The organism is Pseudomonas sp. FW305-25, from assembly GCF_017351415.1.
In the GTDB taxonomy this organism is placed as follows: domain Bacteria; phylum Pseudomonadota; class Gammaproteobacteria; order Pseudomonadales; family Pseudomonadaceae; genus Aquipseudomonas; species Aquipseudomonas chlororaphis.
The window spans coordinates 40,036-64,533 of sequence record NZ_JACNDE010000006.1 but is presented as its reverse complement, the minus strand read 5'-3'; the positions used below and the strand labels follow the sequence as shown (position 1 = coordinate 64,533).

22 protein-coding genes are annotated in these 24,498 nt (G+C 55.7%); 2 read left to right on the top strand and 20 right to left on the bottom strand.

Going from position 1 to position 24,498, the window contains the following annotated elements:
• Window positions 1-141: 141 nt before the first annotated feature.
• The 3 genes from J4E58_RS08195 to J4E58_RS08185 are packed head-to-tail and all read right to left on the bottom strand — an operon-like array spanning window position 142 to window position 4,479.
• Entirely contained in the window at window positions 142-1,494 is a 1,353-nt protein-coding gene (locus J4E58_RS08195; protein WP_087087318.1) for a transposase, read from the bottom strand.
• Entirely contained in the window at window positions 1,487-3,520 is a 2,034-nt protein-coding gene (locus J4E58_RS08190) for a transposase (protein ID WP_087087316.1), read from the bottom strand. The genes J4E58_RS08195 and J4E58_RS08190 overlap by 8 nt, the downstream gene beginning before the upstream one ends.
• Window positions 3,517-4,479 carry a hypothetical protein gene (locus tag J4E58_RS08185; RefSeq protein WP_256583116.1) on the bottom strand — a complete coding sequence of 321 codons (963 nt, stop codon included), beginning with the start codon at window positions 4,477-4,479 and terminating at the stop codon, window positions 3,517-3,519. The genes J4E58_RS08190 and J4E58_RS08185 overlap by 4 nt, the downstream gene beginning before the upstream one ends.
• Window positions 4,480-5,196: 717 nt before the next feature.
• Between J4E58_RS08185 and J4E58_RS08180 the strand changes: the two genes are divergently transcribed.
• A complete protein-coding gene (locus tag J4E58_RS08180) occupies window positions 5,197-6,885 on the top strand; it encodes a TnsD family Tn7-like transposition protein (protein ID WP_087089247.1) in 1,689 nt (562 codons plus the stop codon).
• Window positions 6,882-7,142: an antitoxin Xre/MbcA/ParS toxin-binding domain-containing protein gene (locus J4E58_RS31920; protein WP_087087310.1), complete on the top strand. Its 261-nt coding sequence runs from the start codon at window positions 6,882-6,884 to the stop codon at window positions 7,140-7,142. Before J4E58_RS08180 ends, J4E58_RS31920 begins: the two co-directional genes overlap by 4 nt.
• A gap of 160 nt (window positions 7,143-7,302) precedes the next feature.
• Here the strand turns inward: J4E58_RS31920 and J4E58_RS08175 are convergent, their stop codons facing one another.
• From J4E58_RS08175 to mnmG, 17 genes are all read right to left on the bottom strand, one after another.
• Complete coding sequence (locus J4E58_RS08175; RefSeq protein WP_087087308.1) at window positions 7,303-8,409, bottom strand: TniQ family protein; 1,107 nt, start codon at window positions 8,407-8,409, stop codon at window positions 7,303-7,305.
• 159 nt (window positions 8,410-8,568) lie between these two features.
• On the bottom strand, window positions 8,569-10,416 hold the full coding sequence (gene glmS, locus J4E58_RS08170; protein ID WP_087087305.1) for a glutamine--fructose-6-phosphate transaminase (isomerizing): 1,848 nt from the start codon (window positions 10,414-10,416) through the stop codon (window positions 8,569-8,571).
• A gap of 10 nt (window positions 10,417-10,426) precedes the next feature.
• Window positions 10,427-11,194, bottom strand: a complete 768-nt coding sequence (locus J4E58_RS08165) for a DeoR family transcriptional regulator (protein ID WP_087087303.1) — start codon at window positions 11,192-11,194, stop codon at window positions 10,427-10,429.
• A gap of 200 nt (window positions 11,195-11,394) precedes the next feature.
• A complete protein-coding gene (glmU, locus tag J4E58_RS08160) occupies window positions 11,395-12,762 on the bottom strand; it encodes a bifunctional UDP-N-acetylglucosamine diphosphorylase/glucosamine-1-phosphate N-acetyltransferase GlmU (RefSeq protein WP_037034405.1) in 1,368 nt (455 codons plus the stop codon).
• 114 nt (window positions 12,763-12,876) lie between these two features.
• Complete coding sequence (locus J4E58_RS08155) at window positions 12,877-13,302, bottom strand: F0F1 ATP synthase subunit epsilon (RefSeq protein ID WP_009041460.1); 426 nt, start codon at window positions 13,300-13,302, stop codon at window positions 12,877-12,879.
• Window positions 13,303-13,347: 45 nt separating this feature from the next.
• Window positions 13,348-14,724: a F0F1 ATP synthase subunit beta gene (gene atpD / locus J4E58_RS08150; protein ID WP_007924510.1), complete on the bottom strand. Its 1,377-nt coding sequence runs from the start codon at window positions 14,722-14,724 to the stop codon at window positions 13,348-13,350.
• Window positions 14,725-14,751: 27 nt separating this feature from the next.
• Window positions 14,752-15,612 carry a F0F1 ATP synthase subunit gamma gene (gene atpG, locus J4E58_RS08145; RefSeq protein WP_007924507.1) on the bottom strand — a complete coding sequence of 287 codons (861 nt, stop codon included), beginning with the start codon at window positions 15,610-15,612 and terminating at the stop codon, window positions 14,752-14,754.
• Window positions 15,613-15,662: 50 nt separating this feature from the next.
• The gene (atpA, locus tag J4E58_RS08140; protein ID WP_007924506.1) at window positions 15,663-17,207 is read right to left on the bottom strand and encodes a F0F1 ATP synthase subunit alpha; all 1,545 of its coding nucleotides are present in this window, start codon (window positions 17,205-17,207) and stop codon (window positions 15,663-15,665) included.
• 21 nt (window positions 17,208-17,228) lie between these two features.
• Window positions 17,229-17,765 (bottom strand): F0F1 ATP synthase subunit delta, encoded by a 537-nt coding sequence (locus J4E58_RS08135; protein WP_007924505.1) that lies wholly within the window; start codon window positions 17,763-17,765, stop codon window positions 17,229-17,231.
• Between the two features lie 12 nt (window positions 17,766-17,777).
• On the bottom strand, window positions 17,778-18,248 hold the full coding sequence (locus J4E58_RS08130; RefSeq protein WP_007924504.1) for a F0F1 ATP synthase subunit B: 471 nt from the start codon (window positions 18,246-18,248) through the stop codon (window positions 17,778-17,780).
• A gap of 57 nt (window positions 18,249-18,305) precedes the next feature.
• Window positions 18,306-18,563: a F0F1 ATP synthase subunit C gene (gene atpE, locus J4E58_RS08125; protein WP_002555987.1), complete on the bottom strand. Its 258-nt coding sequence runs from the start codon at window positions 18,561-18,563 to the stop codon at window positions 18,306-18,308.
• Between the two features lie 133 nt (window positions 18,564-18,696).
• Window positions 18,697-19,566 carry a F0F1 ATP synthase subunit A gene (gene atpB, locus J4E58_RS08120; RefSeq protein WP_087087301.1) on the bottom strand — a complete coding sequence of 290 codons (870 nt, stop codon included), beginning with the start codon at window positions 19,564-19,566 and terminating at the stop codon, window positions 18,697-18,699.
• Between the two features lie 16 nt (window positions 19,567-19,582).
• Window positions 19,583-19,990, bottom strand: a complete 408-nt coding sequence (locus J4E58_RS08115; RefSeq protein ID WP_037004398.1) for a F0F1 ATP synthase subunit I — start codon at window positions 19,988-19,990, stop codon at window positions 19,583-19,585.
• Between the two features lie 148 nt (window positions 19,991-20,138).
• On the bottom strand, window positions 20,139-21,011 hold the full coding sequence (locus tag J4E58_RS08110; protein ID WP_007924496.1) for a ParB/RepB/Spo0J family partition protein: 873 nt from the start codon (window positions 21,009-21,011) through the stop codon (window positions 20,139-20,141).
• 9 nt (window positions 21,012-21,020) lie between these two features.
• Window positions 21,021-21,818, bottom strand: coding sequence for a ParA family protein (locus J4E58_RS08105; RefSeq protein WP_007924494.1), 798 nt, complete (start codon window positions 21,816-21,818; stop codon window positions 21,021-21,023).
• Between the two features lie 18 nt (window positions 21,819-21,836).
• Window positions 21,837-22,481 (bottom strand): 16S rRNA (guanine(527)-N(7))-methyltransferase RsmG, encoded by a 645-nt coding sequence (gene rsmG / locus J4E58_RS08100; protein ID WP_007924492.1) that lies wholly within the window; start codon window positions 22,479-22,481, stop codon window positions 21,837-21,839.
• Window positions 22,478-24,376, bottom strand: coding sequence for a tRNA uridine-5-carboxymethylaminomethyl(34) synthesis enzyme MnmG (gene mnmG / locus J4E58_RS08095; RefSeq protein ID WP_007924490.1), 1,899 nt, complete (start codon window positions 24,374-24,376; stop codon window positions 22,478-22,480). Before mnmG ends, rsmG begins: the two co-directional genes overlap by 4 nt.
• Window positions 24,377-24,498: the final 122 nt, after the last annotated feature.

The following is a 24,498-nucleotide window of genomic DNA, read 5'->3' as shown; positions in this document are numbered from 1 at the left end:
AGCTGGGCAGGGAACTGATCTAAGACATGGTGAATCCTCCTTTGGTGAGATTTGATATATATTCTATATCAGTCTCGATTCTTTGTCAATACCTCTATTGACTCTATGGCTCCAACTGTGTTTTACAAAATTTCACAGCGCTTACTTCGCAGGCCCTCGCGGCTTTGGCGACCCTTTGGATTCGAATAGCAATCGGCTGTATGCATCCTCCAAGCCCTCCCGAGTTTGCTTGGGTAAGGCTGGTTTTTTCTCACGCACGGGCTTCGAAGACGGATTGGAAGGTGAGCCTGGCGGATGGAGCTGTTCGAAAGTCTTACGCTCCTCGGCTGTTAGGGATGAAACAAAAACCTTCTCGCTCACCCGTGTAGCTCGATCGTCCTTGGTGAAGCTCAAGACGTTGGAAGGCAACGGTACCGGGAACGGACAACGGAGGTCAGGCCTGGCTCCGGTTTTATTCTTATGAATGCTGATGCGAGTTAGCTCCTCGACATCGTCCCTACTGCTGGAGTACGAGGCTGAAAGGTATGCATTGTTGACGTCCTCCAAAGTAATCGTATGGCGACGGGCCGCACGGGCTTCGAGATACGCCACCTTGAAAAGTTGAACCGCCAGACGCTTTATACCAAACGTCCAGCGATACAACTCATGTACAAGGGCGGCTGGATCTGCGGATACGCGTCGTCCGCTCACCAGGATGCATTCTCGAACATAATCCTCCCAAGCCTTCGAGTCGGGATGGTCCGGCAGCATGACACGCGGGTCGGATAGAAGCCGTTGCTTGTCCTCACTGTTTCTTGTCAGCAGTTTGTGGCCCAAGCTGTAGTTCGCCACATAGATCATCGGAATCCCAAGCCCAGCCACGGTGAGGAGAATATCCGTGACCCGGGCTACGCCTTGACCAGTGCTCTGATGCTGCATCTCTTCGAGCATCATTAGTGATACACCGTCACGATTGCCCCTACGCCGGCACTCCGTCAGTAGCTTTGATGTGTTCGCTCTAACACCTGTCGCGTCGCCGCCGAGGAAGTCTTCCAACAACTGCCTACCGCCAGCCTTTCCCCTTGCGCTGGCGTACCAGTACGAGATTAAGGTATGCGGTTCATGGTAATGAGCGGATGTATAACGAGCAGGTCCAGGCATTACCTTCATCAGCGCTCTAATAGTTTGGCTCTTCCCAACGCCAGCAAGGCCGGTGAGGCATGTAGGGAACGCCTCCTCCTCAGGCGGGTGATACAGCCGCCGCTGATATTGCTGGTCAGTGGAAAAGCTTTCGGCCGAAAAGCTGCGCGCACGGTCAACGCTGTCTTTGATGAAGTCCAAAGAAAACTGGTTGGGAAGGAAAATCGTCTTCAGGGCCTCAGACAGACGCTCAGCAGCCAATGCAGGGCTCAACTCCTCAAGACCGGTCACCGGATCAGGATGCACTGTAACCAACCGCTGGATATCAGCCAGCGTGTCCGGTCCGTCAAAGCGCGTGGAAAAGATGTTAGTCATGACCTTTCCCCATCAACCGCTTCTGATCGGCGGCATCACGCTCGGCCGCTCCACCCTTCGTAGGGCGCCCCAATTTGCGGGTACCACTGTCCCAGGCTTTGCCAGTTGCGTGAAGAAACTGGGCATTGCGATCCTGGAGGAGCGCGGGCTGTTCTTCACGAAGCTGCGCCTTGCCGCGCAGCCGATTTTCATTGAGCTCTTGTAGATCCGACAGCGAAATGTCGACACTGCTGGGGTGGACACTCGCCGGCTTTACAAAGTCGAGTTCGTACAAGACGCCTTCTAACTCGATCCAGATATGTCTGACACACATGGTCATCACATACGCAGTGACAGGTATTTGGCCATTGAGCGCAATCCTGTCAAAAACTTCGGTATCAATCAGCTTTGAAGAGTTGTACTTGCGGCCATAAAAATAAACCCCACTCCTTTTTATATGCGCCGGATGAGGAGTCAGGAACTCTCGCACGGCATAGTCAAAACCAACCTCCGTACCTGCATCGTAACCAAGGTCACTATAGAACTTGTAAATGTTATGCGGGGTTGGGCTGAAGCCTATCTCCAACATCTGAGGCGTCATCTTCCCCTCAGCATCTGAAGCATGATTATCGTAAATAGCTTGAAGAATATGCCGCTTGGACATCTCGACAAAGTTGAGAGAGCTATGAAAATGCGTTGGCTGATCATTGTTAGACTTGGTCCGAGGGTGTGACGACTCAACCGTCGCTTTCGACTGACCCGAGTGGGTAGGAGTCAGCTCAAGCCTGGATAACCAACTCATCATTTCGTCACGAGCGACTGCTTGTGAACGGATAGGTACGCCCATGGTAGAGCCGGGGCCGCGGTCGAAGACGACGTTATGTGGCAGACCGTAAGCGGGCCATTGTTCTTCTTTAATGGTCAATCCGAACAACGAGGCAAATTTGACCTTGCTAATAGCCATTGAAAAGAGGGCCATACGGTAAGCTTCCATATTCTCTTTGTTTTCAGAGAACCCCAAGGCGACAACAGCTCCAGACCGGCCACATACTCCTCGAACCACAGATGCCGAATCCATAGCGGCTCCTTCGAGCAAGCCAGATATCTTGCCTTTTGGGTTATAGCCATCAAACTCAACAAGTTGGTTTACGTTGACCAAGTCATGAGAAAAACTTCCAACAAAACCGGACTTCGCTCGAGCCCAGCTCGGACCTCTACGCGCTTTCCTATACGCCTTGGTGCTTATCACCTGACCAAGACAGTAATCGTACTGTCCTTTTGTGGGAAATGGCTTACCTTCGGGTTGATAGAACTTCTTTTTTCCTTCCGATGTTGTTAAAGGAATACAACCGAACTCACCCACCAGCACGTCGCCAAAAATCTCAGCGTCAGATTTCGTTTTATCGTTATATTTAATGAATCCATTTACGATAGAAGCCTGCATTTCGGGCGTAGCAGGGAATCGGGATTTTAGTCCCGACTTAGGCGGCCTTCCCAATATTTTCCCATCTGCTGCCTGTACCCTTTTGCCTTTCCCGCAACGGTCGAACTTTGGCATAAGCGCCCATTTCGAGCGGCCAAACATCAAGTATGTAAAAAACCAAAACCTCAACCGGGCTCCGACCAGCTTGGGGGACTGCTGATCGGCATAGGAGTTGATAATCGATTCAGGCCTGTCGCTTGAGAGGATATCCTCCGCATGCTCTACCAACTGAGCTATGGCGAGGTAACGCTTGTTAACCATTTCATCGTAGCTTTTCGTCGGCCTGACTCGATCCTTTTCCAGTTTATCCACCGAAGTACCGCTGATGGCCTTCAACCATGGAGGTGTGGCGTCACTGCCACATTCCACAAGATCACCATTGGTCAACGCCAGATCAAATTCAGGCCGTGAAAATGTTAGCAACCTCGCCGTGGTGCCTTTTTCATCAAAAAATACGAGGCGCGCCCTGTTTGCCTTGCCGTCACTTGCAAGGAAATAGTATTCGACATCCTTCGTCAGCCCTTTGAATCCCTCAGGTGCTTTCAGCTTCGAGCCTGTGATCATTCGGGCAGTCCGGCAAAAAGTGAGCCATAGACTTGCAGAACATCCGGCGCATCCGTCACCAATGGATGATCGATAAGAATCGGGTCAAACAAACTGACCTGTATCTTACGCTCCCATATGTCTTTGTAGATTTTCGTCAGAAACAGATCACGTCGGCCCCACTGCTGTCCGTACTTTAAGGCAACAGACGCGACTGGCCTCCCATGAGCGACACAGTCACCGACTTCGTGCGAGAAGTCCTCGAGAAGATTCGATTCGAGGCTGATTTCGCGATCATGGTAGCCGTATAGAAGATCCAAGTTGGCAACCAAGACTGGGTCCAACAGGTCCCTAGAGACCCTCACAGTCCTCATACCTGCGCTATGGTAGTACGCCTCTTCCAAGGCATGTCGCAAGCGAGCTTTCTCGCGGTCTTGTTTCTGTTTCGCCAGACTCTTCAAGCTTCCCCGCGCAACCTCATCAAAATCCATCGCACTCAACTTCACTGTCCAGTTAACAACGTAGGGGGCTGACCCTTTCGGCTGGATATAGAGAAGTAGATCGCCCAGGTACGGATGGGGGACCCTCTGGCGTTCACCATTCCCGTAGGTCACGACTACAGTCGCGTGCTTAAACCCGATTTCCTCCGCTACTAATGATGTTCCCTTCACCGGCAGAAGTTCCAAACCTGCAGCAAAGGGGTGCCCTTGTAGTGGATGAACATGTGGGATTGGGCTGAGCATTTTCTGCTCGTGCAACTCAAATACGTCAGGATTATAAAGAGCCAGTTGGGCAAAGATTCTTTCTGGTGTAGAAAGAAGATGCAATGCTCGGCCAAGCTTCCTGCTATTAAGGCGGCAAATACGAGAGCCCTTGGGAGCCTCACCAGGGACTGCATAAACTCCAGGTAAGTAGATATCTCCCCACTTGAAGCGACCTTGTCGACCTATGATGCGAAATAACGATTTTTTAAGATCCACTAATTTTATCCATCGTCCATTCAATCCTTAGCAGGCAACGTATAAAAGTTCACCTGCATTGGATGAATAAGCAGTCCAATAGCGCGCTGGCACGCCGATGGCTACACCACGCGCAATTTACTTTTCTCGGGATGAGTGGAGCCGTGCAGGGCTTGACGCCCTACGCTACTGAATGGACAATGGATTCGTCAGGAGTCGAAAGCTGACTAATCCTCAGAGGCCCAAGGTCGCACTTGGGCCTTTGTCTATCTGGCTCCTGGGTTTTCTATCCAGTTTCCATGTTGTTTTCCTCAGGCCTGATTAATAGGCCGGCAACTATCTCATTTCAGCTGGCTGCACTTTGGCAGCTACCTCTACGTTAATTAGGCAGAACTTGCATCGTCTGTTTGGCGTGCGCTTTCGGTTTCCAGTCTGCCTTTAGTAAATGTTACTTAACGCAGCATGTTACCGCCGGAAAATGGCAGTTGACAACAGGAATAAAACAGCAAAGTTGCGCCTCCGCCGGCGCTTCTGTACTGACCTTCCAGTGTTTTCGGTGCTTGGAGGGCCAAAAACCGGCATTCATAGATGGCCCGGTAATTAAAATTTTGGGGTAAATCCCTCCAGTTATGGGACCTACGACTCGTGAATAATCCTCCGCCTGTTTAGGCGAAATTGATCCGTAGCATGAGTAGCCGGCCGCTAAACTCATTTACTCTGTTTCCCCTCGGAGGCCACATGAGCGTCACTTCAGGTCAGGAATGGGTGAGAGAGCAATTCCCTCGGCTGGACTGGCTACCCGATGAAACACTATTCAGCCTATGCAGTCGACAGCATCTGGTAATGGGCAACCTAGACCCTGCGACCACATCGACTGCCGTATTAGGCCTATCAGAGAAATTTATAAAGCATGATATTCCTTGCGGAATAGCAGCTTTAGAGCAAACTGGGTTTCATTATTGGGGACACGCTGAGTCGATTCTCCTACATCACACAATATTTTCAGTATTTGTTCCGTTCCAAAATAAAATTAAAATTGAAGATGCAATAATAACTATAAAAAGCGATCGGATTGATTCACTCAAATATCGACTTGGTTTGGTATCAAGTGGCTTTGGTGCTGAACACCCATTGAAAGCATGTCCGTACTGTATGCGCGAGGATGTGTACGCTCATGGTATAGCCTACTGGCACCTGACACACCAATATCCAGGTGTGCTGATCTGTCCACGCCACCAAGCCTGGCTCATGGTATCCACTAAAAGTAGGCGATGGTCAGGTAGGTTTGAATGGTCGCTACCTACCAAGGACTGCTTGATCCAACAGGCCTCATCACAGAAGCTCTGGTCACGTCCGGCTTTTATGGCCTTGGCAAACAATGTCATCGATCTCGCGACCATTGGTCGAGTTACATCTTTCGAGTCTCGCGCCGTCGCAGCGACCTATCGAACAGCAGTACTTCAAAGGGGCAGAGTCGCATCACTACTCGACCGCATCGAGCCGCTTCGCCGCTTTCATCTGTTTGAATCATTTCCGGCAGTCGAGCAAAGCGCCGAATCATTTGTGAACCAGCTTATCCGTACTCCCCGCAGAAGCATTCATCCTTTGAAGCATCTGGTGCTGATTGATTGGCTATTTGATGACCTGCACTCGTTTCTGAAGGCCTACGATGCTGAAGTGGCCAGTTTAGCCCTGCAAATCTCAAGCACTCCATCGCGGAAACCTGATGAGCGAGTCTCGCTTTCAAACGCCGCAGCTCCAACCAAAAACACTCCCAGGCCCAAACGACTAAAAGATCAGCTCAAAGACGATCTACTGTCAAAACTGGGCAAGGGCGTTTCAAAACTGGAGCTTTGTAAAGAGTTTCAGATCACTGTCTCGACGATCAATAAATTGTTGCGTGCCCATCCAGCTACCAATGCCCTAGCTATTGAAGCTAGGAATGGCCGGGAGTTAGCGGAGCACAGAGCCCAGTGGCAATACATGCACGATTCGCATCCTGAACTGGGAGTCCAAGCTTTGAGGAATACAATCCCTTCTCTCTATGCCTGGCTTTATAGAAACGACAAAGCATGGCTGATGGCCGAAGAGCAAACCTTCACCAAACCTGCTCATGTGGAAAGGCACCGCATTGACTGGGAAGCCCGAGATTCTCGGCTACTCAGCATGTTACGTACGGAGTGCAAGGTGATCGCTGACCTGCAGCACAGTCCGATCACATTGGCGGAACTATACGCAACGGTTCCCATGCTCTCCTCTTGCTTGGAAAATCGGGACCGATATCCCGCGTCCAGAGCATACTTGTCCACGGTGCTGTGTCGCTCCAAGTCGGAGCGATCCTCTCGACCACGGGGCATTATGGTAAGCCCAGCAAGTTTCAGTAGTCCCCAAGCCGGCTGGAGAGACGAAGGAGGTGAAACGACATGAACAAAATTGCGATTCATGGATTGGCACGCTCGCCAGCATGCTGGAGTTCTACGTACAGAGGCTACGAGCTTAGGCGAGAACAAATCTTAATACAGGCGACTCACACCCTAGGAAGCCGTCAAAGCGCCGAAAGGTGGCTCGTTTCCCCAGTACTTGCACTAAACCGACGCAAACCTTGCGGCCTGCTGGCCGAACCTGGTGGCTACCCCGAGGTTCTAGACGTATTGCTCAGGATTGAATTCGGCATCTATATGTAAATAGATCTGTCTTCCTTGCGCCGCAGCGAGAGGGAACAGTACCGTTGATCAGAGCCAGAGATTGCAGAGACCATCCTGCCGAATGAAGGGATGACCGATGTGTATACGAAACACATCGTGGCAGCATTAGAATCTTCGTAGCGTACCTTAGCTCGAAAACCTATTTCCGCCTGTAGATACCCGGCGGAGCATTCTCAACACGTCGGGGCCGAGGTTGGGGTCCTCTCCTCTTTGGTCGCTCAAAATTACAGCAGGGATAATAAACCGGCCGCCAATCCCAAAGCCCCCAAGTTTCCTTAGCCGGGTATGGACAGCACCAAACCCCAACACCATGTTCATAGTTCTCTTCAACAAAATGCGTTGATTCTTGATGCCCTGCGATATAAGTCGACCACAATGAATCGATTGGGCGAATTTCGTCCCCATATGCTTTTACATCACTGACAAAGTCAGCAAACTTTTCATAGGCTCCCACTATAGAATGGAAAATAAAATCAGTGGCTTCTTCGTGTGGGAGCCTGTTTACAGACCTCGCCTTCTTTACATTTTCCAACCGCCATTTAACTTTATCTCCCAACTGCATGTTGGACCCAGAGTTGCAGATTCTACGCTTGAGATTATCGTCTTGATGGATTTTTTCATCCAAGACTGCGAGAACTGCCTCTTCCGAAAGGTGATGAGTGAATGACAGAATTTCCGTAAAAATCTGAGCTTTCTTCAACTCATATAGATCTGTATTCAACGTCACAGGACAGTCTTTAAGATGTTGTCCCTCGCAGCTGGTCCACATAACCCCCAGATCATGACCTCCATGGCAAAACTGCTTGTCACAGGAGGGGCAGCGTTTGACTAGCTCGACATTGTGATCAGCGCAGACTTTCAAGTCACAACAGTGAGCACGCCGCCAAAAGGAGAATCCTAAGCGTTCAATATCTTCGGCAACACAAACGGGACAAAACCCTGACGGGGTTCTATTTGAATCGTAGCCTCCCGAATTACCTATATATTCGCCCCTAGAGTAAGAGATGTCTTGAACATTCTTAAAAATCTCCTTTAACGGATAGTTAGTATGTCTATGAAGAATTTTGTTCAAGCCGTAGCAGCCAACCCATCCCTGCATTTCGGCTATTAACGAAATATCCGCCCGTAAGGCGCTGTTTTTGGGAAACTTCCGAAAAATTTCTTCGGAAGAATGTTTTCCTTTAATAAAAAGAGTTCTTTCCACAAAGGAGCGCACAGTTTCCTCAGGCTGAATAGCTAAGATCATTTATTCGATAAAACCTAGAGCTGCGCTGAGAGCAGGGAGGTACGCAGGAAAGCGTCGCTGGCTGCTCAACGGGGGGGACCGGAGACGCCAGCGACAGACTTTATTTATTTCCGACAGACTTTATTTCGTAGTTTCAAAATCAGCCCGGCTGTGGATAACTCACTCCACCGTCACCGACTTGGCCAGGTTGCGCGGCTGGTCGACGTCAGTGCCCTTGAGCACCGCCACGTAATACGACAGCAGTTGCAGCGGGATGGTGTAGAGGATCGGCGACAGGATGTCGTGGATATGCGGCATGTGGATAACATGCGTGCCCTCGCCGTTGGTCATGCCGGCCTGCTCGTCGGCAAAGACGATCAGCTCGCCGCCACGAGCGCGGACTTCCTGCAGGTTGGACTTGAGCTTCTCCAGCAACTCGTTGTTCGGCGCCACGGTGACGACGGGCATGTCGTTATCCACAAGGGCCAGCGGACCGTGCTTGAGCTCGCCGGCCGGGTAGGCTTCGGCGTGGATGTAGGAGATTTCCTTGAGCTTGAGTGCCCCTTCCATCGCCACCGGGAACTGTGCGCCACGACCGAGGAACAGGGTGTGGTGCTTCTCGGCGAACAACTCGGCGATTTTTTCCACCGTGCTGTCCATCGCCAGGGCTTCGCCCAGGCGGGTCGGCAAGCGCCGCAGTTCTTCCACCAGGGTGGCTTCGACACCTTCGCCCAGCGTGCCGCGGACCTGACCCAGGGACAGGGTCAGCAGCAGCAGACCAACCAGCTGGGTGGTAAAGGCTTTGGTCGATGCCACGCCGATTTCGCGACCAGCCTGGGTCAGCAGGGTCAGGTCGGACTCACGCACCAGCGAGCTGATACCGACGTTGCAGATCGCCAGGCTGGCGAGGTAGCCCCCTTCTTCTCTAGAAAGCTCCTTGGCATTACGCAGGGCGGCCAGGGTGTCGGCGGTTTCGCCGGACTGGGAAATGGTCACGAACAGGGTATCCGGCTGCACCACCACCTTGCGGTAGCGGAACTCGCTGGCCACTTCGACCTGGCACGGAATCCCGGCCAGTTCTTCCAACCAGTAACGGGCAACCATGCCGGCGTGGTAGCTGGTGCCGCAGGCGACGATCTGCACGTTGCGCACCTTTGCGAACAGCTCGGCGGCCTGCGGGCCGAAAGCCTGGACCAGCACCTGGTTCGGGCTCAGGCGGCCTTCGAGGGTGCGTTGCACCACGGCTGGCTGCTCGTGGATTTCCTTGAGCATGAAGTGGCGGAACTCGCCTTTCTCGGCGGCCTCGGCGCCATCACGGTATTGCACGGCTTCACGCTCGACCGCTTTGCCGTCGACATCCCAGATCTGCACGCTGTCGCGGCGAATCTCGGCGATATCGCCCTCTTCCAGGTACATGAAGCGGTCGGTTACCTGACGCAGGGCCAGTTGGTCGGAAGCCAGGAAGTTTTCACCCAGGCCCAGGCCGATCACCAGAGGGCTGCCACTGCGGGCGGCGACCAGGCGGTCCGGCTGGCTGGCGCTGATCACGGCCAGGCCATAGGCGCCATGCAGTTCCTTGACGGTGGCTTTCAGGGCCACGGTCAGGTCGCCCAGGTCCTTGAGTTTGTGCTCCAGCAGGTGGGCGATGACCTCGGTGTCGGTGTCCGAAGTGAAGACGTAACCCAGGCCTTTGAGCTGCTCGCGCAGGACTTCATGGTTCTCGATGATGCCGTTGTGCACCACCGCCAGGTCGCCGGAGAAATGCGGGTGGGCGTTACGCTCGCATGGCGCGCCGTGAGTGGCCCAGCGGGTGTGGGCGATGCCCAGGCGACCGACCAGCGGCTCGCCGGCCAGGGCCTGTTCCAGCTCGCTGACCTTGCCCGGACGACGCATACGCTCGAGCTTGCCATCGTTGGTCAGGACCGCCACCCCGGCGCTGTCGTAGCCGCGGTATTCGAGACGCTTGAGGCCTTCGAGCAGGATGGCCGTGATATTCCGTTCAGCAACGGCGCCAACAATTCCACACATGGTTTCTCTCCTAGATGACTGCCGCGCAAATCAGCGTGATGCCGCGGGCTTGAATCTGGTCGCGGGCCTCTGCAGGCAGGCGATCATCGGTAATAAGGATATGGACGCTGCTCCAGGGCAGCTCCAGGTTGGGAATCTTGCGGCCGATCTTGTCGGCCTCGACCATCACCACGACTTCCCGCGCCACCTCGGCCATTACCCGGCTCAGGCCGAGCAACTCGTTGAAGGTGGTGGTCCCGCGCACCAGGTCGATGCCGTCGGCACCGATAAACAGCTGGTCGAAGTCGTAGGAACGCAATACCTGCTCGGCGACCTGCCCCTGGAACGACTCGGAGTGAGGGTCCCAGGTACCGCCGGTCATCAATAGCACCGGCTCATGCTCCAGTTCGCTCAGGGCATTGGCCACATGCAGCGAGTTGGTCATGACCACCAGGCCCGGCTGCTGGCCGAGTTCGGGAATCATGGCTGCGGTGGTACTGCCACTGTCGATGATGATGCGGGCGTGTTCGCGAATCCGCGCAACCGCCGCGCGGGCGATGGCTTGTTTGTACCGGGACACCGGCTGGCCGATATCGCCAACCAGTTCCTGCGGCATGGTGATCGCGCCGCCGTAGCGCCGCAGCAACAAGCCGTTGCTCTCCAGGGCCGCTAGGTCCTTGCGGATCGTAACTTCCGAAGTTTCGAAGCGTTTAGCCAGCTCATCCACGCTCACCTCGCCCTGTTCATTGAGCAAGGCCAGAATGTTGTGACGGCGCTGGGGCGTATTGCGTTTCGACATGAGCACTTAAGTTTCGATTCGAAAGATAACGGAAGCAATCAAAACCTATTGCCGGAAATTCGTCAAGCCAGCGCAAGAAAAAAATCTGTGGATAAAAGCATCGCGGGCAAGCCTCGCTCCTACAGATATCACTGTCTGTAGGAGCGAGGCTTGCCCGCGAAAGCAATCTCGAGAGTACCGGCCACTGCGTTGTGGATAACTCAGCTCTTCTTGATTTTCACCGGGCGTTTCCAGCCGTCGATATTCTTCTGCCGGGCACGGGCCACGGCCAGCTGGGCTTTTTCCACAGTCTGGTTGATGGTGGAACCGGCCGCCGTGGTCGCGCCATCCTGGATATCCACAGGTGCCACCAACGAGTTGTTGGAACCGATGAAGACGTCTTCGCCCAGCACTGTCCGATGTTTGTTGGCGCCATCGTAGTTGCAGGTAATGGTGCCGGCGCCGATGTTGCTGCGTGCACCGATCTCGGCATCGCCCAGGTAGGCCAGGTGCCCGGCCTTGGCGCCCTCGCCCATGCGTGCGTTCTTCAACTCGACAAAGTTACCCACATGGGCACGGGCTTCGAGAACAGTGCCCTGGCGCAGGCGGGCGAACGGACCGGCATCGCTGCCTTCACCCAGTACCGCACCTTCGATATGGCTGTTGGCCTTGATCACCACGCCCTTGCGCAGGGTGCTGTCCTTGATCACACAGTTCGGGCCGATCACCACGTCGTCCTCGATGACCACGCGGCCTTCGAGAATCACGTTGATGTCGATCAGCACGTCGCGGCCCACCGTCACTTCACCGCGCACATCGAAACGTGCCGGATCGCGCAGGGTCACGCCCTGAGCCATCAGGCGCCGACCTTCGCGCAACTGATAATGACGCTCCAGTTCGGACAGCTGCTTGCGATCGTTGGCGCCCTGCACTTCCATCGGATCGTGAGGTTGCTCGGTGGCCACCAACAAACCATCGCTGACCGCCATCTCGATCACGTCAGTCAGGTAATACTCGCCCTGGGCGTTGTTATTCGACAGACGACTCATCCAGTCGGCAAGGCGATTAGCCGGCACCGCAAGGATGCCAGTGTTGCCTTCGGTGATTGCGCGTTGCGCTTCGCTGGCGTCCTTGTGCTCGACGATGGCTGCGACCCTGCCGTCGGCATCGCGAACGATCCGGCCATAACCGGTCGGGTCGTCCAGCTCCACGGTCAGCAATCCCATTTGCCCGGGAACAACGTGCTTGAGCAAGCGCTGCAGGGTTTCGACTTCGATCAGCGGCACGTCACCGTAGAGAATCAGCACGGTATCGGCGGTAATGAACGGCACCGCCTGGGCGGTGGCGTGACCGGTACCTAGCTGCTTGTCCTGCAGCACGAAATTCAGGTCGTCCGCCGCCAGGCGCTCACGCACCGCATCGGCACCGTGACCGATGACGACATGGATGCGTTGTGGATCGAGTTGCCGGGCGCTGTGGATAACATGCCCCAGCATGGAGTTGCCCGCCACCGGGTGCAGCACTTTCGGCAACGACGAACGCATGCGGGTGCCTTGACCGGCAGCGAGAATAACGATTTCGAGAGACATGACTGGCTACCAATCCTGGGTGGTCAGCGACTGCGACCACGAGGTGAATTGCAAAAAAAGAAAAAGGGTAGCCGAGGCTACCCTTTTTAATCAATCACGCGGAAATCCCGCGGCTTAGCCGCCGAACTTCTTGCGGATCTGCTGGACGGTGCGCAGCTGGGCTGCGGCCTCGGCCAGACGTGCAGCAGCAGAACCGTAGTCGAAATCTGCGCCTTTTTCATTCAGGGCCTTCTCAGCAGCCTTGACGGCTTCCTGAGCGGAGGCTTCGTCCAGGTCGGCAGCACGCTGCACGGTGTCGGCAAGAACCTTGACCATGTTCGGCTGAACCTCGAGGAAACCACCGGAGATGTAGAACACCTCGGCTTCCCCGCCCTGCTTGATCAAGCGGATCGGACCTGGTTTCAGATTAGTGATCAGCGGAGCGTGACCCAGGGCGATACCAAGATCCCCGAGCTCGCCGTGTGCGATCACCATCTCGACCAGACCGGAGAAGATTTCCCCTTCCGCGCTGACGATATCGCAATGGACTGTCATAGCCATCTGCTTGCCTCAACCTAAATTAGCGCCCGTTGCCGGGCGCCGGGATTACAGTTTCTTGGCTTTCTCGATCGCTTCTTCGATGCCGCCGACCATGTAGAACGCTTGTTCTGGCAGGTGGTCGTAGTCACCGTTGAGGATGCCTTTGAAGCCAGCGATGGTGTCTTTCAGGGAAACGTATTTGCCTGGAGAACCAGTGAAGACTTCAGCCACGAAGAACGGCTGCGACAGGAAGCGCTGGATCTTACGAGCGCGGGATACCAGTTGCTTGTCGGCTTCGGACAGTTCGTCCATACCCAGGATCGCAATGATGTCCTTCAGCTCTTTGTAGCGCTGCAGCACGTACTGAACACCGCGAGCGGTTTCATAGTGCTCGTTGCCGATCACGTTCGGGTCCAGCTGACGGGAAGTCGAGTCCAGTGGATCTACCGCTGGGTAGATACCCAGGGAAGCGATGTCACGGGACAGTACGACGGTGGCGTCCAAGTGGGCGAAGGTGGTCGCTGGCGACGGGTCGGTCAAGTCGTCCGCAGGTACGTATACCGCTTGGATCGAGGTGATCGAGCCTTGCTTGGTCGAAGTGATACGTTCTTGCAGAACGCCCATCTCTTCAGCCAGGGTCGGCTGGTAACCTACTGCGGAAGGCATACGGCCCAGCAGTGCGGATACTTCGGTACCGGCCAGGGTGTAACGATAGATGTTGTCGACGAACAGCAGAACGTCGTTACCTTCGTCACGGAACTTCTCGGCCATGGTCAGGCCGGTCAGAGCTACGCGCAGACGGTTTCCCGGCGGCTCGTTCATCTGGCCGTATACCAGTGCCACTTTGTCCAGAACGTTGGAATCCTTCATCTCGTGGTAGAAGTCGTTACCCTCACGAGTACGCTCACCCACACCGGCGAACACGGAATAACCGCTGTGCTCGATGGCGATGTTACGGATCAGTTCCATCATGTTTACGGTCTTGCCCACACCGGCACCACCGAACAGACCGACTTTACCGCCCTTGGCGAACGGGCAAACCAGGTCGATAACCTTGATGCCGGTTTCCAGGAGGTCGTTGCCACCAGCTTGTTCAGCGAAGGACGGCGCAGGACGGTGAATGCCCCAACGCTCTTCTTCGCCGATCGGGCCAGCTTCGTCGATCGGGTTGCCCAGTACGTCCATGATCCGGCCCAGGGTCGCTTTACCGACCGGTACGGAGATGGCTGCGCCAGTGTTGTTGACGTCCAGACCGCGCTTCAAGCCCTCGGTGGAGCCCATCGCAATGGTACGTACCACGCCGTCGCCCAGCTGCTGCTGAACTTCCAGAGTGGTTTCGGCGCCTTGAACCTTCAAGGCGTCGTAGATGCTCGGTACGCTGTCGCGTGGAAATTCCACGTCGATAACGGCGCCGATGATTTGAACGATACGTCCGCTACTCATAGCTGGATCCTCTGAATATTTGAACCGTTAAACCGCGGCAGCGCCGCCGACGATTTCCGAGATCTCTTGGGTGATCGCAGCCTGACGCGCCTTGTTGTAGATCAGCTGCAAATCGCTGATCAAATCACCGGCGTTGTCGGTAGCGTTCTTCATCGCGATCATCCGCGCAGCTTGTTCAGCCGCGTTGTTCTCGACCACCGCCTGGTAGACCTGCGACTCCACGTAGCGAACCATCAAGCCGTCAAGCAGCTCTTTGGCATCCGGTTCGTAGAGATAGTCCCAGTGGTGCTTGAGTTCTTGATCCGGGGTTGCCACCAGCGGAATCAACTGCTCCACCGTAGGCTGTTGCGTCATGGTGTTGATGAACTTGTTGGACACCACGGACAGGCGGTCAATCCGGCCGTCCAGGTAGGCATCCAGCATCACCTTGACGCTGCCGATCAGATCATTGATCGACGGCTCTTCACCCAGGTGGCTGATTGCAGCGACGACGTTACCGCCGAAGTTACGGAAGAAAGCCGCACCTTTGCTGCCTACCACGCACAGATCGATCTCGACGCCATTTTCGCGGTTTACCGCCATGTCCTTGACCAAAGCCTTGAACAGGTTGGTATTCAAACCACCGCACAGACCACGGTCACTGCTCACCACGATATAACCGACGCGCTTGATTGCGCGGTCGATCATGAACGGGTGGCGATATTCCGGGTTGGCGTTGGCCAGATGACCAATAACCTGGCGGATGCGCTCCGCGTAAGGACGGCTAGCAGCCATGCGCATTTGTGCCTTGCGCATTTTGCTGACCGCCACTTTTTCCATGGCGCTGGTAATCTTTTGCGTGCTTTTGATGCTCGCAATCTTACTGCGAATCTCTTTTGCGCCTGCCATGTAACACCTATCAGGTTAGCAAGCGGGAGCCTCGCGGCCCCCGCTGCGGCTTACCAGGTTTGGGTGGCCTTGAACTTCTCGATACCGGCTTTCAGGCCAGCGTCGATTTCGTCATTGAAGTCACCCTTCACGTTGATCTTCGCCATCAAATCGGCGTGATCGCGGTTGAAGTAAGCAATCAGCGCTTGTTCGAAGCTACCGATCTTGGCGATTTCGACGTCAGTCAGGAACCCACGTTCAGCGGCATACAGCGACAGCGACATGTCAGCGATGGACATAGGCGCGTATTGCTTCTGCTTCATCAGCTCGGTAACGCGCTGACCGTGTTCAAGTTGCTTACGGGTCGCTTCGTCCAGGTCAGAAGCGAACTGGGCGAATGCCGCCAGTTCACGGTACTGAGCCAGAGCGGTACGGATACCACCGGACAGCTTCTTGATGATCTTGGTCTGAGCGGCACCACCTACACGGGATACCGAAACACCGGCGTTCACTGCCGGGCGGATGCCGGAGTTGAACATGGCCGATTCCAGGAAGATCTGACCGTCGGTGATGGAAATCACGTTGGTCGGAACGAACGCGGAAACGTCGCCAGCCTGGGTTTCGATGATCGGCAGTGCGGTCAGGGAACCGGTCTTGCCAGTTACCGCGCCGTTGGTGAACTTCTCTACGTACTCTTCCGAAACGCGGGATGCGCGCTCCAGCAGACGGGAGTGGAGATAGAACACGTCGCCTGGGTAAGCTTCACGGCCTGGTGGACGGCGCAGCAGCAGGGAAATCTGGCGGTAAGCCACTGCTTGCTTGGACAGATCGTCATAAACGATCAGCGCGTCTTCACCGCGGTCGCGGAAGAATTCGCCCATGGTGCAACCGGAGTACGGTGCCAGGAATTGCAGGGCAGCGGATTCGGAAGCACTGGCAGCCACGATGATGGTGTTGGCCAGAGCGCCGTTTTCTTCCAGCTTGCGAACAACGTTGGCGATGGTCGATTGTTTCTGACCGATAGCCACGTATACGCAGAAGATGCCGCTGTCTTTCTGGTTGATGATCGCGTCGATCGCCAGAGCGGTCTTACCGATCTGACGGTCACCGATGATCAGCTCACGCTGGCCACGGCCGACAGGGATCATGGCATCGACAGCCTTGTAGCCAGTCTGTACAGGCTGGTCTACCGACTTACGCCAGATCACGCCTGGAGCAACTTTCTCGACCGCGTCGGTCTCGGTGTTGTTCAGCGGACCTTTGCCGTCAACTGGGTTACCCAGTGCGTCGACTACGCGACCCAGCAGTTCCTTACCAACCGGAACTTCGAGGATGCGGCCGGTGCACTTGGCGCTCATGCCTTCAGCCAGAGTCGTGTATGCGCCCAGTACAACGGCACCTACGGAGTCTTGCTCGAGGTTGAGTGCCATACCGTAGACACCGCCCGGAAACTCGATCATCTCGCCGTACATGACGTCGGCCAGACCGTGAATCCGCACGATACCGTCAGAAACGCTGACGACAGTGCCTTCGTTACGGGCTTGGGAGGTCACATCGAGCTTTTCGATGCGGCCCTTGATAATTTCACTTATTTCGGAAGGATTGAGTTGCTGCATTGCTCTGCTGCCCCTTCAAACTCAAGATTTCAATGCTTCGGCAAGTTTCGCGATTTTGCCGCGAATCGAGCCATCGATAACCAGGTCGCCGGCGCGGATGACGACACCACCAATCAGGGCAGCGTCCTCCGCAACTTGCAGGCGCACTTCCCGGTCGAGTCGTGCACTGAGAACCTTGGCGAGTTTGTCTTGCTGTTCTTGGTTCAACGCAAAAGCACTGGTGACTTCCACATCTACCGACTTCTCTTGCTCGGCCTTGTACAGGTCGAACAGGGCGGCGATCTCCGGCAGAAGCAGGAGACGGTCGTTTTCGGCAACGACGTGGATGAAATTCTGTGCCTTGGCATCGAACTTGTCGCCGCACACGTCGATAAACGTGGCGGCCTTGTCTGCGCTCGTCAGTCGCGGGGCCTTGAGCACGCGCCGCATGGTGTCGTCTTGCGACACCGCTGCAGCCAGGCCGAGCATGGCTGACCAAGAGGCCAGCTGCTGGTGGGCCTGAGCGTGCTCGAAGGCCGCCTTAGCGTAAGGTCGGGCCAACGTGGTCAGTTCTGCCATGATCGCCCTCGCTTAAATTTCAGCAGCCAGTTTGTTAACCAGCTCCGCGTGCGCGTTTTGATCGATTGTGGCACCCAGGATCTTCTCGGCGCCGCCAACGGCCAGCACACCCAGTTGGGCACGCAGCGCGTCTTTGACACTGTTCAGTTCCTGCTCGATCTCGGCCTGAGCCTGAACCTTCACACGGTCAGCGTCGACACGGGCTTTTTCAACAGCCTCTTCGACGATCTGGTTACCGCGTTTCTTGGCTTGCTCAATGATTTCGGCTGCCTGAGCTTTTGCTTCGCGCAGTTGCTGACCCGCTTTCTCTTGGGCCAGTTCCAGGTCGCGAGCTGCTCGGCTGGCAGCGTCCAGTCCATCCGCGATCTTCTTCTGACGTTCGTGCAAAGCCGCGATGACCGGAGGCCACACGAACTTCATGCAAAACAGTACAAAAATGAAGAACGCAACGGACTGGCCAATCAGGGTTGCATTAATGTTCACGCCAACACCTCGCTCGTTCGTTGTCCATCACACCAATCAACTCGAAAATTCGAGTGATTAGCCAGCGAGTTGACCAACGAAGGGGTTCGCGAAGGTGAAGAACAGAGCGATACCAACGCCGATCATGGTCACGGCGTCGAGCAGGCCGGCAACGATGAACATTTTAACTTGCAGCATTGGAACCATTTCTGGCTGACGCGCAGCGCCTTCCAGGAACTTGCCGCCCAACAGGCCGAAACCAATTGCGGTACCCAGTGCGCCCAGGCCGATCAACAGTGCAACAGCGATAGCGGTTAGACCAACTACAGTTTCCATCTTTCCTCCCGACTTTTACGTCGTATGGTTTAGGTTTTTTAGATTAAAGCGGTAAAACAAATCGTTTCATCGTGCCCTAGACGGGCCCCCTCCCGTTTGACCGGGAGGGACATCAGACTGGTCGAGACCGGTCTTAATGGTTCTCTTCGTGCGCCATCGACAGGTAGACGATGGTCAGCATCATGAAGATAAACGCTTGCAGGGTGATGATCAGGATGTGGAACACAGCCCACGCCCATTGCAGCACCACGCCCAGGCCGCTGAGCCAGAGCAGGCCGCTGCCGAACATCACGGCGATCAGGATGAACACCAGTTCGCCAGCGTACATGTTGCCGAACAGACGAAGTGCCAGAGAGATTGGCTTGGCGATCAGCGTCACGAATTCAAGCAGGAAGTTCACCGGAATCAGCAGCGCCTGAATAAAGATATTCTTGCTGCCGAACGGATGCAGGGTCAGTTCGCCGATGAAACCGCCGACGCCCTTGATCTTGATGCTGTAGAAAATGATCAGTGCGAACACCGAGAAGGCCATGGCCAGCGTAGCGTTCGGGTCGGTAGTCGACACGGCACGGAAAGGAATGTGCGCATCGCCGGAGATCAGGATGGCCAGCTGAGGAATCCAGTCGACCGGGATCAGGTCGATGGCGTTCATCAGGAACACCCAGACGAAGATGGTCAGTGCCAGCGGTGCAATCACTGGGCTACGGCCATGGAAGCTGTCTTTCACGCTGCCATCGACGAACTGGACCAATACTTCAACGAAGTTCTGCAAAGCACCTGGCTGACCAGAAGTTGCCTTTTTGGCCGCCATGCGGAAAAGAAGAACGAAGATCAGACCCAACGCTACAGACCAGCCGAGAGTATCGACGTGGAATGCCCAAAAGCCCATTTCTTTGGCTTCTGCTGCGGTGTGGGCAAAGCCCCAGCCGCCATTAGGTAGCTGACCGAAGGTCAGGTTCTGCAAGTGGTGCTGGATATAGCCCGAAGCGGTTGTTTCTGCCATGGTTGCCTCAAACGCCCTAAGGTCTCGAAAGTCTTGTTCTCATAAGCAGGGGAGCGAACCAGCTGACCAGTTGGGTCAGCACGAAGACGCCGAATACAGCTAGCGGCGCCAATGGCTTCACACCTGCGAACGTCAATGCAAAGAGCACTGCCGTCAAAATCAGTTTGCCCGCCTCGCCGGCATAAAAAGACCGGACGATGGCTTGAGCTGCTCGGGCGCCGGAAAACCGAAATGCCCTATGAGCGAAATACACATTGGGGAGCAAGGCTATCAGTCCCCCACAAAGGCCTGAGTATCCGGCTACGACTCCATGCCAATGCCAGAGCGCCAAGGCGGCCAGCAATAAAACGACCAACTGAGCCAATAAAACCGGGAAAACCGCCAAGCGATGGAACGGCAAGCGGTTTGGCGTGCGGGTTTCCATCACTCTTGCTCCTCATGGGTCGGCTGCCAGAATTCAATAACTTGGCATAATTTGTGCCGACAAAATGCGCGCAGAGTATAGGGGCGGTTCAGCCCCTATTCAACTGCCGGGTAGTGATTTCCGACTGCACGCTACATGAGGAAATGTTTCAGCGGATGTGTGCAAGGACGCCTTGAAGCTCATCGAGGGAGTTATACCCGATCACCAACTGACCTTTCCCTTTCTTTCCGTGACGAATCTGCACCGCAGAGCCTAGGCGCTCGGCCAAGCGTTGCTCCAGGCGCGCGATATCCGGGTCGGGTTTGACAGGTTCGGCAGGCTGCTGTTTGCCACTCAACCACTGGCGAACCAGGGCTTCGGTCTGGCGTACGGTGAGGCCACGTGCGACAACGTGTCGCGCCCCTTCAACCTGTTGATTTTCCGGCAAACCCAGCAAGGCACGGGCATGCCCCATTTCCAGGTCGCCGTGGGACAGCATGGTCTTGATCACTTCAGGCAAAGCGATCAGGCGCAGCAAGTTGGCTACAGTGACGCGGGACTTACCCACAGCCTCGGCAACCTGCTGCTGAGTCAGCTGGAATTCCTGCTGCAGGCGCTGCAGGGCAACCGCTTCCTCGATGGGATTGAGATCTTCGCGCTGGATATTCTCGATCAGCGCCATGGCGATGGCGGTTTCGTCGGGCACATCGCGGACCATCGCCGGAATGGTTTCCTGACCCGCCTGCTGGCTGGCGCGCCAGCGGCGCTCGCCGGCGATGATTTCAAAACGGCCGGAACCGATCGGACGCACCACGATTGGCTGCATCACGCCCTGAGTCTTGATCGAGCTCGCCAATTCTTCCAGCGCCTGAGGGTCCATGTCCCGGCGCGGCTGATACTTGCCGCGCTGGATCAAGTCCAGGGGCAAATGTTGCAGCTCACGCACATCGGCTTGAACCGCTTGTTCTTCCAGCGAGCTGACAGTCGGACCACTCAACAGTGCATCCAGTCCACGTCCGAGACCTCGTTTCTTGACGGCCATGGGGATTCCTTAAGTTGGCTGGGCAGCGGCTGCGCGTGAATTTTTCCGTTGCCGACGAACCATCTCGCCAGCGAGGGCCAGATAGGCGATGGCACCGCGGGACTGTTTGTCGTAGACCAACGCTGGCATGCCATAACTGGGGGCTTCCGCCAGACGGATGTTGCGTGGGATCACTGTGTCGTACAGCTGATCGCCGAAGTGTTCCTTGAGTTGCGCGGAAACATCGTTCATCAGGCTCAGCCGCGGGTCGTACATGGTCCGCAGCAAGCCTTCGACCTTGAGATTCGGATTGAGCAATTCGGAGATGCGCTTGATGTTATCCACAAGGTCGCTCAGCCCTTCGAGAGCGAAGTACTCGCACTGCATCGGGATAATGACCCCATCGGCGGCAACCAGGGCGTTGAGCGTAAGCATCGACAGCGACGGCGGGCAGTCGATCAGAATGTAATCGTAGTTTTCCCGGATCGGCGCCAAGGCACTGCGCAGACGGCTTTCCTTCATCTGCATTTCCAGCAGAACCACTTCCGCGGCAGTCAGGTCACGGTTCGCCGGCAGCAGTTGATAACCGCCGTGCTCGGAGTAATGCATGGCCTGGGCTAGATCGCACTCGCCGATCAGCAGGTCGTAGACCGAATTTTCCAGGCCGTGTTTATCCACACCGCTACCCATGGTGGCGTTGCCCTGTGGATCGAGATCGATCAACAGCACCCGGCGCTTGGTAGCAACCAGCGATGCTGCGAGGTTGATGCAGGTGGTGGTCTTGCCCACGCCACCTTTCTGGTTCGCTATCGCGAATACCTTAGCCATTCTTGCTTGTGTTCCCAATCATGCCGTGCGGCGCAGTATCAGCAGATGGCGTTGGCCTTGGCAACCGGGTACGGCCAGGGCGTGTTCGCTATCGAGGTGGAAGTCCGCCGGCAATGCTACCAGCTCATCGGCGGGATGAACGCCCTTCATTGCCAGCCAACGTGTATCGCGGTCGCCGAGGTGGCGAGTCCAGTTGGTGAAGTTCTCCATGCTGCTGAATGCCCGGGAAATGATCCCGTTGAATGGCTGCTGCGGCTGGAAAGCTTCGACACGACTGTGGATAACTTGCAGGTTATCCAGCTTCAGTTCCAGTTTGACCTGGGTCAGGAAGCGGGTTTTCTTGCCATTGCTGTCCAGACAGGTCACTTGCGAATCCGGAAACAGGATAGCCAATGGAATGCCCGGCATCCCGCCGCCGCTGCCAACGTCCAGCCAGCGGCCGTTTTCGATGAACGACATCACGCTCAGGCTATCGAGCAGATGACGCGAGACCATTTCATCCGGATCGCGTACTGCGGTCAGGTTGTAAGCCTTGTTCCATTTGATCAGCAGGGCCAGATAACCCAGCAGCAACTCGTGCTGGGCTTCTGTCAGGTTGACACCGAGTTGGCGAGCACCTGTGGATAACTCTTCTGCATGTTGCGAGGTGACCTGCGAACTCAAGCGCTTTGCTCCAACTGACGGCCCGCGCCGCGTTTTTTCAAGTGAATCATCAACAGCGAAATCGCTGCTGGGGTCACGCCCGGAATCCGCGAAGCCTGGCCCAGGGTTTCAGGACGCGTGGCGCCGAGCTTGCTCTGGATCTCTTTCGAGAGACCGGAAATGTTGCTGTAGTCGATATCCACAGGCAGCTTGGTGTCTTCGCTGGCCCGCAGACGAGCGATTTCGTCCTGCTGGCGATCGATGTAGCCGGCGTACTTGGTCTTGATCTCGACCTGCTCGGCGACCTGTGGATCTTCTGCGCCCTGCCCGGTCACTTCGACCAGACCAGCGTAGTCGATTTCCGGACGGCTCAGCAGATTCAGCAAGTTGTACTCATGGGTCAGCGGTGTGCCGAACTTTTCGGCGATCGCATCACCCTGCTCGGTACCCGGACGAACCCAAGTGCTTTTCAGGCGTTGCTCTTCCAGGGCAATACCTTCGCGTTTTTTGCAGAACGCGGCCCAACGGACATCGTCCACCAGGCCCAGTTCCCGACCTTTTTCGGTCAGGCGCAGGTCGGCATTGTCTTCGCGTAGGATCAGGCGGTATTCGGCACGGGATGTGAACATCCGATACGGCTCCTGGGTTCCCAGGGTAATCAGGTCGTCGACCAACACACCGATATAGGCTTCATCGCGGCGCGGGCACCAGCTGTCTTTGCCCTGCGCGCGCAATGCGGCGTTGGCACCGGCGAGCAAACCCTGGGCGCCGGCTTCTTCGTAACCGGTGGTGCCGTTGATCTGGCCGGCAAAGAACAGGCCGCCGATCACTTTGGTTTCCAGGCTGTACTTCAGGTCGCGCGGATCGAAGTAGTCGTACTCGATGGCATAGCCTGGACGCACGATGTGCGCGTTCTCCATGCCACGGATCGATTGCACGATCTGCAACTGCACATCGAACGGCAGGCTTGTGGATATCCCGTTCGGGTACAGCTCGTGAGTGGTCAGGCCTTCCGGCTCGATGAAGACCTGATGGCTTTCCTTGTCGGCAAAGCGATGGATCTTGTCTTCGATCGACGGGCAGTAGCGCGGGCCAATGCCCTCGATCGAGCCGGCATCGGAATACATCGGCGAACGGTCGAGGTTTGCAGCGATGATTTCGTGAGTCCGCGCATTGGTATGAGTAATCCAGCAACTGACCTGCCGCGGATGCTGTTCCTTGTTGCCCAGGAAAGACATGACCGGGATTGGCGTATCACCCGGTTGCTCGGTCATCACCGAGAAATCCACAGACCGGCCATCGATGCGCGGTGGCGTACCGGTTTTCAGGCGGCCCACACGCAGAGGCAATTCGCGCAGACGGCGAGCCAGAGCGATCGACGGCGGATCACCGGCACGACCGCCGGAATAATTCTGCAAACCGATGTGGATAAGTCCGCCGAGGAAGGTACCGGTGGTCAACACCACGGATTCGGCGAAGAAACGCAGGCCCATTTGGGTCACTACTCCGCGGACCTGGTCCTGTTCGACGATCAGGTCATCCGCTGCCTGTTGAAATATCCACAGGTTCGGCTGGTTTTCCAGGATTTCGCGGACAGCAGCCTTGTACAGAATACGGTCGGCCTGGGCGCGGGTAGCACGCACGGCTGGGCCTTTACGGCTGTTCAACACCCGAAACTGAATACCACCTTTATCGGTAGCCATGGCCATCGCGCCGCCGAGGGCGTCGATTTCTTTGACCAGATGACTTTTACCGATCCCGCCAATCGCGGGATTGCAGCTCATTGCTCCGAGGGTTTCCACGTTGTGCGTCAGCAACAGGGTTTTTGCCCCCATGCGTGCTGATGCAAGTGCTGCCTCGGTACCGGCATGACCGCCGCCGATGACGATCACTTCAAAACGGGAAGGGAAATCCACCACGCACCTCGTGCCTGCTTATATGGGTAAAAAAGGATGGGTTCTTAGGATAACGGACAAGTATAGGGTCTTCGCCCTTCCTAAAGAACCCTTTGCACAAAATTTAACCAGCTGTGGATGAC